The sequence below is a fragment of the Bradyrhizobium sp. NAS96.2 genome (assembly GCF_001908235.1).
Taxonomy (GTDB): domain Bacteria; phylum Pseudomonadota; class Alphaproteobacteria; order Rhizobiales; family Xanthobacteraceae; genus Bradyrhizobium.
On sequence record NZ_LGHK01000102.1, the window covers coordinates 1 to 14,363 of the forward strand.

The following is a 14,363-nucleotide window of genomic DNA, read 5'->3' on the forward strand; positions in this document are numbered from 1 at the left end:
GGGTTTCTGCCGCGCGCGCGGTTGCCGCGGCGGCCGAAGCCTTTACCGAGCGCAGGAGGGCCGGCGGCCTCGCTGCATGAAGTTGCTTCGTGACATCAGAGTGATGCCTGTGGTGCTGGTCGCGATCTTCGGCCTGATGGTGCTGAAGGTCGCGGGCCTTGTGCTCGATGGCGGTTACGTGTTCGCCGAGGACGCGCCGGCCAGTCCGGCCGGCCCGTCCTGGGCGCAGCAGAATTTCAACTTCCCCGGCGCCGGCAAGGCGGTCATCGACAGCAAGAACAAGCCCGATCCCGGCGACATCACGGGATCGGTCGAGAACAAGGACGCCAAGAAGGACGACAAGAAGGAAGAGGCCCCGAAGCCGGCGGTGCCGGCCGCGGAGCCCTCCAAGCCCGACGGCGTCGTGGTCAATCTGGATGCGCCGGCGCCGGTGTCGGCGTCCGAACGCGCGATCCTGGAACGGTTGCAGTCGCGCCGCCAGGAGCTTGAGACGCGCGCCCGCGAGGTCGAGATCCGCGAGAGCCTGTTGAAGGCGGCCGAGAAGCGCATCGAGGCCAAGGTCGAGGAGGCCAAGGCCAACGATGCCAAGGCGAACGCCGACGCCGCGGCCAAGGCGGAAGCCGACGCCGCACGCTTCAAGGGCATCGTCACCATGTACGAGAACATGAAGCCGAAGGATGCCGCCAAGGTGTTCGATCGTCTGGAGATGAACGTGCTCTACCAGATCGCCTCGCAGATCCAGCCGCGCAAGATGTCCGACATCCTGGGCTTGATGCAGCCCGAAGCCGCCGAGCGGCTTACGGTCGAACTCGCCCGCCGCGCCGGCGGCGACAAGTCGGCATCGACAGACGATCTCCCCAAGATCGAAGGCAAGATGCTTGCGCCGAAGACGAATTGACGGGGTCTGATCGAGGAGCCCTTCAATTGCCAGCTGTCGGCAGTTTCAGCCGTAAGCCGGATCCGGCCTGAGATCAGGTTGCCTGCATTTCATCCAGATGATCGCGATCACCGTTGCGCACATGAACGGACCAACGGGTACGAGCACGAACGGGAAAGCGTAGCCGAGTACGACGATGACGCTGAGACCGATGCGGATGGCTCGCCGATTGGCGACCGGAGAGCCCTGATCGAGGTCAGCCTTCATCAGGAAGACCAGCGCCATCGCCAGGATCGGAAGATCGTAGATGACGAAGTAGGGAGACATCAGCGGCGTTGCCGCAAGGAGGCTCGCCGCTTGAAGGGCGAAGCTGACGTTGCGGCGCCATAGCACGACCACCCAAACCAGCGCGGCTGCCGCGATGGCCATATGGAGCGACCAAGCCAGTCCGTAACCAAGGCCGGCAACCCGCAGCAGGCCATAAACACTCGACAGATTGTACCAGGCGACCCCTCCACCAGCCTGAAGCCGCGTCGAGACAGTCGTTGCCCCTTCGACGAATGCCTTGAACGTATCCCAGCCGAAGCTCGCTCCGGTGAGCAGCATGAGAGCCAGCGTTGCCAAAGCTGCGCTGATGATGACGCTCCAACGCCTGGTCGCGATCAACACGAAGGGAAGAAGGACACCGAATTGAGGTTTGAAGACGAGCAGCGCGATCAGAAAGCCACTGAGGAGCGGGCGCCTGTCCAGCGTCAGCAGGATGCCCCCGAGCAGCGCTGAGGCAAGCAGCCCGGTTTGGCCGTGAAACACATCGTAGAAGACCGGCGGGGTCGCGAGTGCCAGCAGCAGGGCGCCCGGGCGTGGCCGGATGGCGTAGATGACAAGGAGCCAGCAAGACAGTTTTGCCGCGCTCCAAACCCAAAACGCGGTCGGAAACGGCAGCAGTGCGAGGGGCGCCAGGACCAGGAGAAACACTGGCGGATAAAAGAACGGCAGTGGAATCTGATCGTAGGGATAGCGGAGTTGATCGATCGGCGGCATCCGAAGGAGAAGCTGCTGATGCAGTTGCTCCCAGTCGTAGGCAGCGGCCGCGCGGCCATCGAGCGCCAACGTGCCCGCGCCCCAAAAACATGAAAAATCGAACCCGGGGCCCTCGCCGTTGCCACTGACGAACGGCAAGACCGCAAACGCGATCAGGAGAGCACAGACAATTGCCTGCGCCGGGTCGTCTCCTGCAAAAGCATTCCGGCGTGCGACTTCGTTCATAACTTTAGTTTGAAAAGAGCTTAAATCAATCAATGGTCGAATTTATCATTGCGTTTCCGGGCCAGGCAAGGCCGGGCGTTCCCGGGCTGATTCGGAGAGTTAATTCTCAAGAATGCAATGCTCCCTGCCGCGGCGTTTGAGATCAGCGCGATGGGCCGCGCGGCAATAGGGCGACCACTCGTCGTTCGCGGCGCTGGCTGTGAGCAAATGCGGAACCAGGCGCATACGCCGCGCCCCGAAAATGCGGTCGATGGGTTTACGTTAACAGCTCCTTAACGCCGCCCGATCCAAGATCGGGGCGCGTGGGCGAGGGCGCTTCGCGCTGGTATGGCTGAGGTCCCGAGAAGACGTTTCGAGATGGCGCGAACGGCTGCCGCTGGAACATGGTCGCTAGGCCGCGCCTGGGCGCGGACCGCACGTCTGTGCCTGCTCGCCACCGGCCTTGCTCTGACGACCCTCACATTCTCGACTGCGGCGCATGCCGACGACCCGGTGCCGGGCGAGGCGACATTCTCGGCCGCGAACGGCTATGCCCGGCTGGTGCTGAAACTGAAGGAGGATGTCGAGTCGGAGGTCACGACCGCCGGCTCGATCATCGTGATCCGCTTCAAGCGTCCGGTCGATATCCCGGTCGAGAAACTGTCGGATGCGGTGCCCGACTATGTCGGCGCCGCCCGCCGCGATCCGGACGGCTCGGCGATCCGCCTGTCGCTTGCGCGCCGCGTCACCGTCAACACCATGACCGCCGGCGAGCGCATCTTCGTCGACTTCCTGCCCGACAGCTGGACCGGCCCGCCGCCGTCGCTGCCGCAGGAGGTGATCCGGGAACTGGCGGAGCGCGCCCGCGCCGCCGAGCGTCTGCTGCGCATCCAGCGCGCCGCCGATGCCGCCAAGAAGAAGCCGCCGATCCGCGTTCGCGCGCTGGTGCAGCCGACCTTCGTCCGCTTCGTGTTCGAGGTTCCGGACGGGGTCAGCGTCTCCTCGGTGCTGAACGAGCAGAAGCTGACGCTGTCCTTCAACTCGGTCCTGAGCTTCGACCTTGCCGATGCCAAGGTCGCTGCCCCGCCGAACGTCGCGTCGATCAGTTCGCGCGCCGATACGGACACCTCGGCGGTCGACGTGACCTTGATCGGCGATGTCGACGTGCATTCTTTCCGCGACGAGAAGAACTACATCGTCGATGTTGCTTTCCAGCAGAACGAGCAACAGCAGACGGCAAAACCCTCGCTGAGCTCGTTGTTGCCGACGCCGCGTGGCAAGAAGGCTGCGGCGGCGATCGCGCCGGTGACATCGGAAAGCTTCGCGCGGCAGGCCAAGATCGAGATCCGGCCCGATCAACCCAAAGCGGAGCCTGCCAAATCTGAGCAGGCCACATCCGAGCAGACCAAGTCCGAGCCGCCGCAATCCGAGCCGGCCAAGGCCGAGCAGGCCACGACCGAACAACCGGCCGCAGCGCCCGCGAAAACCGAACAGCCGAGATCGGAGCTACTCGATCCCGAATTGCCGAAGATCGCGGCCGCACCGGCGGCCGACGTCGAGAACGCGGTCGCGCCGCGCGAGGGCAGCGCCGGTTTCGCGGCAGAGCAGAACAAGGCGCCCGTCAGCGAAGCGCCGAAGCCTGCGGCCGCGCCGGCAATGGAGGGGCCGAAGCCTGCCGCTGCACCATCGCAGCCTGCCGAAACCCGCGCCGGCGCCAAGTCCAGCGTCAAGTCCTCGGTCGACGCCCAGCGCGACAGCGACGGCCTTCGCGTGACGTTCTCATTCCCCGGCCCGACGCCGGCGGCACTGTTCCGCCGCGCCGACACGGTGTGGATGGTGTTCGACACGCCTGAGGCGATCGATGTCGATCCGATCCGCGCCAAGGGCGGCTCGCTGATAGCGGACGTCAGCCGGATTGCGCTGGAGAAGGGACAGGCGGTGCGCTTCCGCCTCAACCGGCCGCAGATGCCGTCGCTCGAAAGCGACGACCGTTCGCGCGGCGTGAGCTGGGCGCTGACCTTTGCCGACCGCGTGCAGAAGCCGCCATTGCCGCTGTCAGTGGTACGCAACATCAGCGAGCCGTCGCTCGCCAATGTCAGCGTGCCGCTCGCCAATCCCGGCCAGCTGCACAAACTGGTCGATCCCGATGCCGGCGATACGCTCTGGGTGGTGACCGCACCGCCGCCGACCCGCGGCATCATCAAGCGCCAGGATTTCGTCGAGCTCTCGCTGCTGGAATCGATCCACGGTGTCGTGGTTCATCCGAATGCCGACGACGTCAAGGCCGAGGTCGGCGCCGACAAGGTGATGCTGGGCCGGCCCGGCGGCCTGACGTTGTCGTCGGCCGATGTCGCCGCCGAGCGCGCGACCGCGGCGGTGAAGCCGCTGTTCGATCCGGACGAATGGCACAAGAACCAGTCTGAGAATTTCCTCAAGCAGCTCGACGGCCTGATTGCGGCGGCTTCGTCGGCCAATGCCGAGCAGCTGCCGCAGGCGCGGCTCGATCTCGCCGAGTTCTACATGGCGCGTGGCATGTACCAGGAAGCCCATGGTGTCGCCAACCTGATTCTGTCCGAGAGCAAGCGTGGCAGCGAGACGGCGTCCGTGGTGATGGTGCACGCGGTCGCCAGCATCCTGATCGGCCACCCCGAACGCGGCCTGAAGGATCTCGCCAATCCCGTGATCGGTAACGGTTACGATTCCCAATTGTGGAAGGGGCTGGCTTTCGCCCGCGAAGGCAAATGGGCCGAGGCGCGCGAAAAATTCAAGAATGCCGAGTTCTCGGTCGCGACGCTGCCGCCCGACCTGCAGCGCATCGTCAGCATGGATTCGATGAAGGCCTCGCTCGAGGTCAAGGATTATGCCGGCGCCGCGCGGCGCAAGAGCGATCTCGACGTGGTCGGCGTCCCCGACGGGCTCAAGCCCGCGGTTGCGGTGCTGCGCGGCCGGCTCGCCGAAGCGCTCGGCCAGGAAAAGGATGCGCTCGACGCCTACCGTTTCGCCGCCAATTCGGCCGACCGCCAGGCCGCCGCCGAAGGCAGGTTGCTCGAGACGCTGCTCAAGCAGAAGCGCGGCGAGATCGGCCGCGACGATGTGCTGAAGGAGCTCGAGCTATTGTCGATGCTGTGGCGCGGCGACAATATCGAATTGAAGACGCTCTATGTGCTGTCGAAGATCTATGCCGAGACCGCGCGCTACGCCGACGCCTTCGCGGTGACGCGTGCCGCGACCCGGCTGCAGCCGAACGCACCGGAATCGCGCCAGGCGCAGGATGCCGCCTCTGCGCTGTTCGTGCAGCTTTATCTCGGCCCCAAGGGCGACGAGATGGCGCCGATCGATGCGCTCGGCACCTTCTACGAATATCGCGAGCTGACGCCAATCGGCCGCCGCGGCGACGAGATGATCCGCCGTCTCGCCGACCGCCTCGTCGGCGTCGATCTGCTCGACCAGGCCGCCGACCTCCTGCAATACCAGGTCGACAAGCGGCTGGAAGGCGCGGCGCGCGCCCAGGTCGCCGCGCGGCTTGCGATGGTCTATCTGATGAACCGCAAGCCCGACCGCGCCGTCGGCGCGCTGCGCTCGACCCGGATCGCGGACCTCTCCGGCGAACTGCGCCAGCAGCGGCTGCTGCTCGAGGCGCGCGCACAGAGCGACGTCGGGCGGCACGACCTTGCGCTCGACATCATCTCGAACATCACCGGCCGCGAGGCGATCCGGCTGCGTTCGGACATTTACTGGGCGTCACGGCACTGGCGCGAGGCATCCGAGCAGATCGAGCTCTATTACGGCGACCGTTGGCGCGACTTCACTCCGCTCAATCCGAGCGAGAAGGCCGACGTCATCCGCGCCGTGGTCGGCTACGCGCTCGCCGAGGACGCCATCGGGCTGTCCCGGTTCCGCGAAAAATACGCGCCGCTGATGTCCGGCGATGCCGACAAGCTGGCGTTCGACGCGGCCAGCAAGCCGGTCGCTACTTCGAGCGCGGAGTTCGCCCAGATCGCGCGGATGGCCGCGAGCGTCGACACGCTCGACGGCTTCATCCGCGAGATGAAGACCCGCTTCCCCGATGCCACCGCCCGGGCGCCGCTGCCCGATCCGGTGTCGACCGGATCGGTGCCCGACATGCCGAAGGCCGCGCCGGTGAGCGTGCTGCCGGCGATCAAGGGCGAGCGACGCGCCAGCGCATCGCCCTAGCGGTGCCGGCCTTACGGCCCTGGTGACACCCAAGCGGTCGAAATGGCTCCCTTGGCGTCGAGCGCGATGCGCCAATGCGACGCGCCGTTCTCATGCCTCACGCTGTAGACATCCTCGCCCTGGGCACCGACGCCGAGGAAACGCGTGGACTCGATCGCGCCCCAATCCTCGAAGCTGCGCTGCATGTTCGGCAGGTGCTCGCGGGTCGCCGCGGCGAGCGCAGGGGTCATGTCGTCGTAGTTGGGGTGCCCTGATGTCACCGATTCGAACAGGCGGTGCAGCGCGGCTTCAGTCCCCGGGGCTGCCGATTGATTTCTTACGCGCTCCGTCGTGCGGGCCGCGATCTGCTGCGCCGCCGCGGCGTCGATCCGTGGCATCAGCTTGTCGCCGTTTTGATGCAGGATCAGCGACGTGACCTGGCCATCGGCGCCGGTGACAAGCCGATCTGCGCGTCGACCTCCTTGGCGAAGAATTCGGTCCGGCTTTCAGCAAAGAACGGCACCGCGCGCTGGCCGGTGAGTTGGATGGAAAGCTGCTGGCCGTCGCGCGTCACGCTGAGGACGGCCTGCTCGCTGAGCTGGTAGTATCCGGCATAACGATCGAGCACCGCTGTCGCGACTGCGATCTCTTGCCGCACGGCGTCCGACGGCGGGGCGGCAGCCGCCACGTCGGACGCTGCGCCGGCCGACTGGATCCGCGCCGCCAGCGTGTTCCAGTCTCGCTGGCCGAACAGCCTGGCGATCAGCTCCAGGCTGTCGCTTTGGGTGAGGGGGATCGATTTGGCGCCGAGCGCTTCGCGCAGCGTCTGCGCCATGGCCTTGGCATCACGGAAGTCGCGCATGGAATAGTCCTTTGCATCGACGAACGGAAAGCGTCAGGGGCTTGCGTTGCTGACCCGTTCGCGCGGGCAAAGGAAGCCTGAACCATGGCTTGATACATTCACCGTCCCCGGGCGGGGTGCAAGCGGCGGGTGGTATCGACCCAGGCTGAATGTTTGCCGCAGACCCGCAATTTGTCAATTGCAACAGCCCGTGATCGCCTGCGTCCTCTCGACATCCTGCCGTCAAATCGGCAACCATGGCTGATGTGCCAGCCGGGAGGACGTCGTCACATGAGCAAGCCGATCAAGACCGAAGCCGAACTCGTCGCGATGGCGCGTGCCGAGTTGAAGGTACATGCCGATTGCCCCGACGGCATGGACATCTCGGTGCTGCGCGACGGCGACAGCTGGGAGTTCCGCGCCAGCGCCAATGAGGCGACGGTGGCAAGGCCGGGCTATCCCGAATGCGTCGCGATGCTGGTGCAGATCGGCGATCACCTCAGCAAGCAGTATGACGTGAAGGGATAAGCATGATCCGGAAAAGTGCGAAGCGGTTTTCCGGCGCGACAAACGCGACGCGTTTGCGCGGAGATCATGCTCAAACAATGAGCTGAAGCGCGATGACAATTCAACTCAATCTCATCGTGGTTTAGCGACGGCCGCGAAGCGGGGGATCGATGGACCGCATCGACGCCATGAAGGTCTTCGTCGCGGCAGTCGACGAGGGCAGCCTTGCCGGCGCGGGGCGGAAGCTGCGGCGATCGCCGGCGGCGGTGAGCCGGGCGATTGCGTTCCTCGAGCATCATGTCGGGGCCGAGCTGCTTCATCGCACCACGCGTTCGCTGAAGCTGAGCGACGCCGGTGAGCGCTATGCGTCGGCGTGCCGGCGCATCCTGAGCGAACTCGATGAAGCCGACATCTCGGCCGGCGGTGAGCGGGCCGCGCCGCGCGGCACGCTGACCATCACTGCGCCCATTGTCGTGGGTGAGGACGTGCTGCGGCCGGTGCTCGACGCCTTCATGACGGAATTTCCGGCGGTAACCGTGCGGCTCGTGATGCTCGATCGCACGGTCAATCTGATCGACGAGGGCATCGACGTTGCGCTGCGCATCGCCCATCTCGCCGATTCCAATTTCATCGCGATCAAGCTCGGCGAGGTGCGCCGCGTAGTCGCGGCCTCGCCGGGCTATCTCGCGCAGCATCCGGTGATCCGCGAGCCGGCCGATCTGGCGAAACAGCAGATCATCGCGATGACGCATTTCGGGCCGGACTCCTGGAGCTTTCCGCCGGCCGCGAAGTCGAAGATCGCGCGCGCGGTCCAGTTCACGCCACGGCTGGTCGTCAACACGGTGCGGGCGGCAGTTGCCTCGGCCAGCGAGGGCTACGGCGTCACGCGGCTGTTCTCGTATCATATCGCCGAGGAAATCCGCGACGGGCGGCTGCAGATACTGCTCGCCGGTGACGAACCCCCGCCACTGCCGGTGCATCTCCTGGCGCCGCAGGGCCGCTTCGATGTGCCGAAGGTACGTGCCTTCGTCGATTTCGCCGGCCCGCGGCTGAAACGCTACTTCGAGCGGCTGTCGCGCGAGGCCAGCAAGGCCAATGCCAAGGCGCGACGAAGCTGAATCGTCATCGCGGTTTGGTTTCCTGTTCGAGCATGATCTCCGCGCAATCGCTGCGCGTTTGTCGCGCCGGAGGCCGCTTCGCACTCTTCCCGACCATGCTCATTCGTTCGCGCCGCGGCAGAGTGTCTGCCGAATAGCGGGCATTCGCGCGGAAGGCGGATGTATCTAGGTTGCTCTCCATCGAAGCGGCGCTGGGTCGCTTCAACAACGGATGGAGAGCAATCATGGGTGCAGAGCAGAAGGTTGCCATCGTTACCGGTGCATCGCAGGGCCTCGGCGAGGCGATCGTGAAGGCCTATCGCGACCGCAACTGGCGCGTCGTCGCCAATTCCCGCAGCATCAAGCCGTCGTCGGATTCGGACGTCCTGACTGTGCCGGGCGACATCGGCGATCCCGAAGTTGCCGAGCGCATCGTCAAGCAGGCGCTCGGCCGCTTTGGCCGCATCGACACGCTGGTCAACAATGCCGGCATCTTCGTCGCCAAGCCGTTCACCGACCATACCGACCAGGATTACGCCGCGGTGCTGGCGACCAACCTCAACGGCTTCTTCTACATCACCCGTCGCGTCGCCAAGGAGATGGTGAAGCAGGGATCCGGGCACATCGTGCAGATCACGACCAGCCTGGTCGATCACGCCAACAGCAACGTACCCTCGGTGCTGGCCTCGCTGACCAAGGGCGGTCTGGCTGCCGCGACCAAGTCGCTCGCGATCGAATACGCCGCCAAGGGCATCCGCGTGAATGCGGTGGCGCCGGGTGTGATCAAGACCCCGATGCACGCGCCCGAGACGCACGACTACCTCGCCAAGCTGCATCCGGTCGGGCGGATGGGCGAGATGAAGGACATCGCCGATGCCGTGCTGTTCCTGGAAGGCGCGGGCTTCGTCACTGGCGAGATACTGCACGTCGATGGCGGCCAGAGCGCCGGGCATTAGGGACAGGTGGGTGTGATGCCTATCGTCACCGTCCAGGTCACGCGTGAGGGGACGACGCCGGGTACGTCGTCCACCACACCGGAGCAAAAGGCGGCGCTGATCAAGGGCGCCAGCGAGCTGCTGCGCGATGTGCTCGGCAAGCCCTTGGAATCGACCTTCGTCGTCATCGAGGAAGTCGACACCGACAATTGGGGCTGGGGCGGGCTGCCCGCGCTCGAGTATCGCAAGAAGCTCGCCGCTGCTGCCTCTTCCCGCTGACCGCTTCTGCCAAATCGAACTAGGCGCCTCTCCCGATCGGGAGAGGCGAGGCGTGATCGCTGCGAGCGATTGCTGCGATCGCAACTAATCATTTTTCACGAACGGCCGGAGGGCCTACGCCATGTCCATGTCAGCCAACGTCGATGATCACGGGCGCCATCACGCCGAACCGCATCGCGATGCGGGCGGGCCGCTGTGGCTGTCCGCCGCCGCAGGGCTTTGTGCGTCGCTGGTCGGGCTCGGGCTGGCGCGGTTTGCCTATACGCCGCTGATCCCGGCTTTGATCGCGGCAAAGTGGTTCACACCGGCGGAAGCGGTCTATCTCGGCGCCGCCAACCTCGCCGGCTATCTCGCCGGCGCGTTGATTGCCCGCGACCTCGGCGCGCGGATCGGCTCGGTGTGGGCGCTGCGCGGCATGATGCTGCTGGCGGCGATCACCTGTTTTGCCTGCGCGGTGCCGATCTCCTTCATCTCGTTCTTCGGCTTCCGCTTCCTCGCCGGCATCAGTGGCGGCGTGATCATGGTGCTGGCGGCGACCGCGATCCTGCCGCACACCGCGCCAAGCAAGCGCGGTCTGATCGGCGGCGTGATTTTCGCCGGCGTCGGACTCGGTGTTGCCGCGTCAGGCACGCTGGTGCCGCTGTTGCTGCAGCAGGGCGTCAAGCAGGCCTGGTATGGCCTCGGCGTGCTGTCGGCGGTGTTGACCGCGATCAGCTGGAAGGCGTGGCCCGCCGAGGCGTCCGCCGCGCATGGCGCAGCCGAGCCGCGCGTCGCGTCGCATGGCGTGCGGTCGCCGTTGGTGATCGTGCTGTGTGTGGAATACGGGCTCAACGCACTGGCGCTGGTGCCGCACATGGTATTCCTGGTCGATTTCGTCGCCCGTGGTCTCGGGCAGGGGATCGCGGCGGGATCGTATTATTGGGTGCTGTACGGCATCGGCGCGGTGGTCGGCCCGCTGCTGACCGGACATCTCGCCGATCGTGCCGGCTTCGCGGCGGCGCTGCGGGCGGCGTTCCTGACCGAGGCGGTCGCGGTCGCGCTGCCCGCGGTGACGACCTCGCCCGCTGCGCTGATCGTGTCGAGCCTCATCGTGGGCGGCTTCACGCCCGGCATCGTGCCGCTGGTGATCGGCCGCATCCACGAACTGATCCCGCATTCGGCGGCGAGCCAGCGCTCAGCCTGGGCGCAGGCCACCACGACCTTCGCGCTGTTCCAGGCGGCGGGCGCGTACGGCCTGTCCTGGCTGTTCGCGCAGAGCGGCGGCGACTATGCACTGCTGTTCGTGATCGGCGCGGCCGGCGTGGCCGCAGCGCTGGCGATCGAACTGTTCAGCGTCGTGGCGCTGGGACGCAAGCGGAGCTAACCGCGCAGCGCCTTCGTCAAGGCCGCGACGAGGCGGTCGGCATCGGCCTCATCGTTGTAGACGTGCGGCGAGATCCGCATCCGGCCGAGCCGCAGCGCGACGTGGATGTTTTCGGCGGCGAGCCGCGCGATCAATTCCTTCGGGATGCCGCCGGCCGTGCCGAGGCTCAGGATATGCGGCGCGCGCACGCTCTGCGCCAGCACGCTGAGCCCGAGATCGCGGACGCCGTCGGCGATTCGTTGCGTCAGCATCGCGAGCCGTTCGCTGACGGCGGCGGCGCCCCAGTCCGCCATCATCTCCATGCCGATCGACGCCATCTCGAGCGTGATGAAGTGATCGCGCTCGCCCATGTCGTAGCGGCGGGCATTGTCGACATAGGCGAGATCGCCGAAATAAACCGGGTTCTCGGAATTCACATTGCGGCGGCCGGCGGAGGTCTGCTCCAGCGGCACGCCGTTCTGGTGACGTTTTGCAACGTAGAGGAAGGCACGGCCGTAGGGGCCGATGAGCCATTTGTAGGTCGGAAAGATCACCGCATCAGGATCGAGCCTGGTCACATCCATCGCCGCGACACCCGCACTTTGCGTCGCGTCGATCACGAACATCGCGCCCTGTCGGCGCAGCACAGCTTGCACTTGATCGACGTCGATCATGCCGCCGTCCGACCAGTGCACCGACGAGATCGAGGCGAGGCCGACCGGCGGCGCGCCTGACCGCTCGATCGTTGCAAGCACGGCCGATGTCCAGTCGCCGTCGGCCGGCTGCGGCACGGTATCCACGACGAAGCCTTGCGCCTCGGCGCGGGCGTGCCATTCCAGCACCGGCGAGGAGTGATCGTTCTCCAGCACGACGACGCGGGTGCCGCGCGGAATGGTCAGCGCCTTCGCGACCGTCGCAACGCCGTAGCTGATCGAAGGGATCAGCGCGACGTCGTTTGGATCGGCATTGATCAGGCGTGCCGCAGCGGCGCGGGCGCGCTCATGCTGGCGGGCGGCAAAATCGGCTTCCATCCTCCAGGGCTGGCCCTTGCGTCCGACTGCGGCGCGGCCGGCCTCCAACGTCTTGAGCGGCAGCGGGCTGTAGGACGCCGAATTCAGGTAGCAGACCTCGCGTGGGATCTCGAACAGATGGCGCTGGGAGGGAAGCATGTCGTCTCGTTGCTGGAATTTGGGGTGATGGCGTGACGCGGAGATGCGTGCGCTCAACCGTCGTACTGGTCCGGCCCCATTGCCCACGGCGCCTGGTCGTAGCCGTTGGCGAAGGTGCGGTTGGTCTGGTCAGGATTGCGGTTGACCAGCGGGCGCAAATACATCGGGTGGGTGGCGCTGCGCACCTCGTGCTCGACGGTGAACAGATGCCGGCCATCGGCGGGATCGACGATGTCGCAGAAGCGGTACTGGAACTGATTGTCCTCGCGGGAGACCAGATTGCGCGCGCGCAGCCGCCTGTAGGGGCCCGAGAAGTCCGTGATGTAGATCTGGACGTGATGGCCGTCGAACTCGCTGGGTGCAGAATCGGTCTCGCGGAATTGCAAATACTGATCCTTGCCGACCTTTGCGCGCGCGATACCCCCGTCCACGCTGGCGGGGATGCCCATGATCTCGGGATAGAACCGGCTGATCGCTTCGGCCGTGCCGCGCGGCACGTCGAACTCGACATAGGGCATGCCGAGCGCGATGCGCCCGAACCGCTCGGCGTCCGGTTCAAAGCAGCGCAGGCGATTGCCCCAGGGGCAAATCGCCTCGACGTGATCATTGTGCTCGCGATAGCTGAACGCGGTGCCTTCGAGCTTGGGCGCGACCGCAGCGAGGCGCTGCAGCAGGGCCTGCCGTCCGGCGATCACGATACCTGTGTGGCCGCGCAGCACCTGTGGCCTGCCGCTCGGCAGGTGAAACTGGCTGCGGCCGGCATTCACCCACATGTTGCTGTCGGAGACCATCAGATAGGGATCGCGGGTCAGCCCGATGCCGGCGACATAGAACAGCGTGGCGAGGCGCTGGTCCGGCACCTGCACATTGACATGCTCGAGATGGATGGCGTTGCCGAGATCTTCTGCGGCGCGGTCGAATGGCTGCTGCACGGCACGGCTCCCTGGATGCGGTGCCGCGCATGATAGTGCAACGGCACGGCCGATCCAGCTGACCGGCCATGATTGTTTCGCGGGGCTACCCCCCGTAACTCTGCACCAGGCTGCCGGCGACCAGCGCCCAGCCGTCGACCAGCACGAAGAAGATCAGCTTGAACGGCAGCGACACCACCACCGGCGGCAGCATCATCATGCCCATCGACATCAGCACCGAGGCGACCACGAGATCGATGATCAGGAACGGCAGGAACAGCAGGAAGCCGATCTCGAAGGCGCGCTTCAGCTCGGAGATCATGAAGGCCGGCACCAGGATGCGCAGCGACATCTCCTCCGGCGTCGCCGGCGGCGGTTCGCCGGAGAGGTCCATGAACAGCTTCAGGTCCTTCTCGCGGACGTTCTTCTGCATGAAGCCGCGCAGGGGCACCGCGGCACGCTGCAACGCGTCCTCGACGCCGATCTGGTTGGCGACCAGCGGCTTGATGCCGTCGTCATAGGATTTCTGCAACACCGGCCCCATCACGAAGGCGGTGAGGAACATCGCCAGCGCGATCATCACCGAGTTCGGCGGTGCGGTGGCGGTGCCGAGCGCGGTGCGCAGCAGCGAGAGCACGACCACGATGCGCGTGAACGACGTCATCATGACCAGGATCGACGGTGCGATCGACAGCACCGTGAGCAGCGCGATCAGCTGGATCGCGCGCTCGGTCACGCCGCCATTGCCGCCGCCGAGATTGATGGAGATATCCTGCGCCATCGCCGGATCGGCGAAGGATCCGGCGGCGATCAGGACAGCGATGAAAAAAACTCTACGCGGGACGGCCCCGAACCTCACGAAGGATTCTTCGGTCGGCCGAGCAGCGATGCCATCTCGTCTTCGAGGTTCTCGAACCCGCTCTTCTGTCCGCCGGCAGGCGGGGCTGATGGTTCGCTGCGCGGCGCGCGGACCGGCGGCGCCTCGGG

Annotated in this window: 13 protein-coding genes and 1 pseudogene; 7 read left to right on the plus strand and 7 right to left on the minus strand. The window is 65.9% G+C overall.

Annotated elements, in window-relative coordinates; all coding sequences use genetic code 11:
- The first annotated feature begins 76 nt into the window (after positions 1-76).
- A complete protein-coding gene (locus AC628_RS22780) occupies positions 77-898 on the plus strand; it encodes a MotE family protein (RefSeq protein ID WP_074128968.1) in 822 nt (273 codons plus the stop codon).
- A 45-nt stretch (positions 899-943) separates the two neighbouring features.
- On the opposite strand, the gene AC628_RS22785 is transcribed toward AC628_RS22780, so the two are convergent.
- Positions 944-2,143: a glycosyltransferase family 87 protein gene (locus AC628_RS22785; protein WP_074128969.1), complete on the minus strand. Its 1,200-nt coding sequence runs from the start codon at positions 2,141-2,143 to the stop codon at positions 944-946.
- Positions 2,144-2,500: 357 nt separating this feature from the next.
- Between AC628_RS22785 and AC628_RS22790 the strand changes: the two genes are divergently transcribed.
- On the plus strand, positions 2,501-6,316 hold the full coding sequence (locus tag AC628_RS22790; protein WP_074128970.1) for a hypothetical protein: 3,816 nt from the start codon (positions 2,501-2,503) through the stop codon (positions 6,314-6,316).
- A gap of 11 nt (positions 6,317-6,327) precedes the next feature.
- Here AC628_RS22790 and AC628_RS45440 read toward each other — a convergent pair whose 3' ends face one another.
- On the minus strand, positions 6,328-6,693 hold the full coding sequence (locus AC628_RS45440) for a hypothetical protein (RefSeq protein WP_083633096.1): 366 nt from the start codon (positions 6,691-6,693) through the stop codon (positions 6,328-6,330).
- A gap of 26 nt (positions 6,694-6,719) precedes the next feature.
- A complete protein-coding gene (locus AC628_RS45445; RefSeq protein ID WP_245321275.1) occupies positions 6,720-7,130 on the minus strand; it encodes a glyoxalase superfamily protein in 411 nt (136 codons plus the stop codon).
- 297 nt (positions 7,131-7,427) lie between these two features.
- On the opposite strand from AC628_RS45445, the gene AC628_RS22800 reads away from it, so the two are divergent.
- The 5 genes from AC628_RS22800 to AC628_RS22820 all read left to right on the plus strand — a co-directional run bounded on the left by AC628_RS22800 (position 7,428) and on the right by AC628_RS22820 (position 11,317).
- Complete coding sequence (locus tag AC628_RS22800) at positions 7,428-7,664, plus strand: hypothetical protein (RefSeq protein ID WP_074128971.1); 237 nt, start codon at positions 7,428-7,430, stop codon at positions 7,662-7,664.
- Positions 7,665-7,813: 149 nt separating this feature from the next.
- Complete coding sequence (locus tag AC628_RS22805) at positions 7,814-8,761, plus strand: LysR family transcriptional regulator (protein ID WP_074128972.1); 948 nt, start codon at positions 7,814-7,816, stop codon at positions 8,759-8,761.
- A gap of 224 nt (positions 8,762-8,985) precedes the next feature.
- Positions 8,986-9,696, plus strand: coding sequence for an SDR family NAD(P)-dependent oxidoreductase (locus AC628_RS22810; protein ID WP_074128977.1), 711 nt, complete (start codon positions 8,986-8,988; stop codon positions 9,694-9,696).
- A 15-nt stretch (positions 9,697-9,711) separates the two neighbouring features.
- Positions 9,712-9,954, plus strand: a complete 243-nt coding sequence (locus AC628_RS22815; RefSeq protein WP_074128973.1) for a tautomerase family protein — start codon at positions 9,712-9,714, stop codon at positions 9,952-9,954.
- A 121-nt stretch (positions 9,955-10,075) separates the two neighbouring features.
- Positions 10,076-11,317: a YbfB/YjiJ family MFS transporter gene (locus tag AC628_RS22820; protein ID WP_245321276.1), complete on the plus strand. Its 1,242-nt coding sequence runs from the start codon at positions 10,076-10,078 to the stop codon at positions 11,315-11,317.
- Here AC628_RS22820 and AC628_RS22825 read toward each other — a convergent pair.
- The 4 genes and pseudogenes from AC628_RS22825 to AC628_RS45450 all read right to left on the minus strand — a co-directional run.
- A complete protein-coding gene (locus AC628_RS22825; RefSeq protein ID WP_074128974.1) occupies positions 11,314-12,465 on the minus strand; it encodes an aminotransferase class V-fold PLP-dependent enzyme in 1,152 nt (383 codons plus the stop codon). The two genes, AC628_RS22820 and AC628_RS22825, sit on opposite strands and share 4 nt — an antisense overlap.
- A gap of 53 nt (positions 12,466-12,518) precedes the next feature.
- Positions 12,519-13,397: a hypothetical protein gene (locus AC628_RS22830; RefSeq protein ID WP_074128975.1), complete on the minus strand. Its 879-nt coding sequence runs from the start codon at positions 13,395-13,397 to the stop codon at positions 12,519-12,521.
- Positions 13,398-13,482: 85 nt separating this feature from the next.
- Complete coding sequence (fliP, locus tag AC628_RS22835) at positions 13,483-14,235, minus strand: flagellar type III secretion system pore protein FliP (protein ID WP_074128976.1); 753 nt, start codon at positions 14,233-14,235, stop codon at positions 13,483-13,485.
- Positions 14,232-14,363 (minus strand): annotated as a pseudogene (locus AC628_RS45450) (flagellar biosynthetic protein FliO); the annotation flags it as partial. The pseudogene AC628_RS45450 and the gene fliP, both read right to left, overlap by 4 nt.

Excerpts from the sequence above, each read along its gene's own strand:
- AC628_RS22820 (WP_245321276.1), top strand. The coding sequence starts at position 10,076 with ATGTCCATGTCAGCCAACGTCGATGATCACGGGCGCCATCACGCCGAA.
- AC628_RS45440 (WP_083633096.1), bottom strand. The coding sequence starts at position 6,693 with ATGCCACGGATCGACGCCGCGGCGGCGCAGCAGATCGCGGCCCGCACG.
- AC628_RS22815 (WP_074128973.1), top strand. The coding sequence starts at position 9,712 with ATGCCTATCGTCACCGTCCAGGTCACGCGTGAGGGGACGACGCCGGGT.
- AC628_RS22810 (WP_074128977.1), top strand. The coding sequence starts at position 8,986 with ATGGGTGCAGAGCAGAAGGTTGCCATCGTTACCGGTGCATCGCAGGGC.
- AC628_RS22800 (WP_074128971.1), top strand. The coding sequence starts at position 7,428 with ATGAGCAAGCCGATCAAGACCGAAGCCGAACTCGTCGCGATGGCGCGT.
- AC628_RS22785 (WP_074128969.1), bottom strand. The coding sequence starts at position 2,143 with ATGAACGAAGTCGCACGCCGGAATGCTTTTGCAGGAGACGACCCGGCG.
- AC628_RS22805 (WP_074128972.1), top strand. The coding sequence starts at position 7,814 with ATGGACCGCATCGACGCCATGAAGGTCTTCGTCGCGGCAGTCGACGAG.
- AC628_RS22780 (WP_074128968.1), top strand. The coding sequence starts at position 77 with ATGAAGTTGCTTCGTGACATCAGAGTGATGCCTGTGGTGCTGGTCGCG.
- AC628_RS45445 (WP_245321275.1), bottom strand. The coding sequence starts at position 7,130 with ATGGCGCAGACGCTGCGCGAAGCGCTCGGCGCCAAATCGATCCCCCTC.
- AC628_RS22790 (WP_074128970.1), top strand. The coding sequence starts at position 2,501 with ATGGCGCGAACGGCTGCCGCTGGAACATGGTCGCTAGGCCGCGCCTGG.
- AC628_RS22825 (WP_074128974.1), bottom strand. The coding sequence starts at position 12,465 with ATGCTTCCCTCCCAGCGCCATCTGTTCGAGATCCCACGCGAGGTCTGC.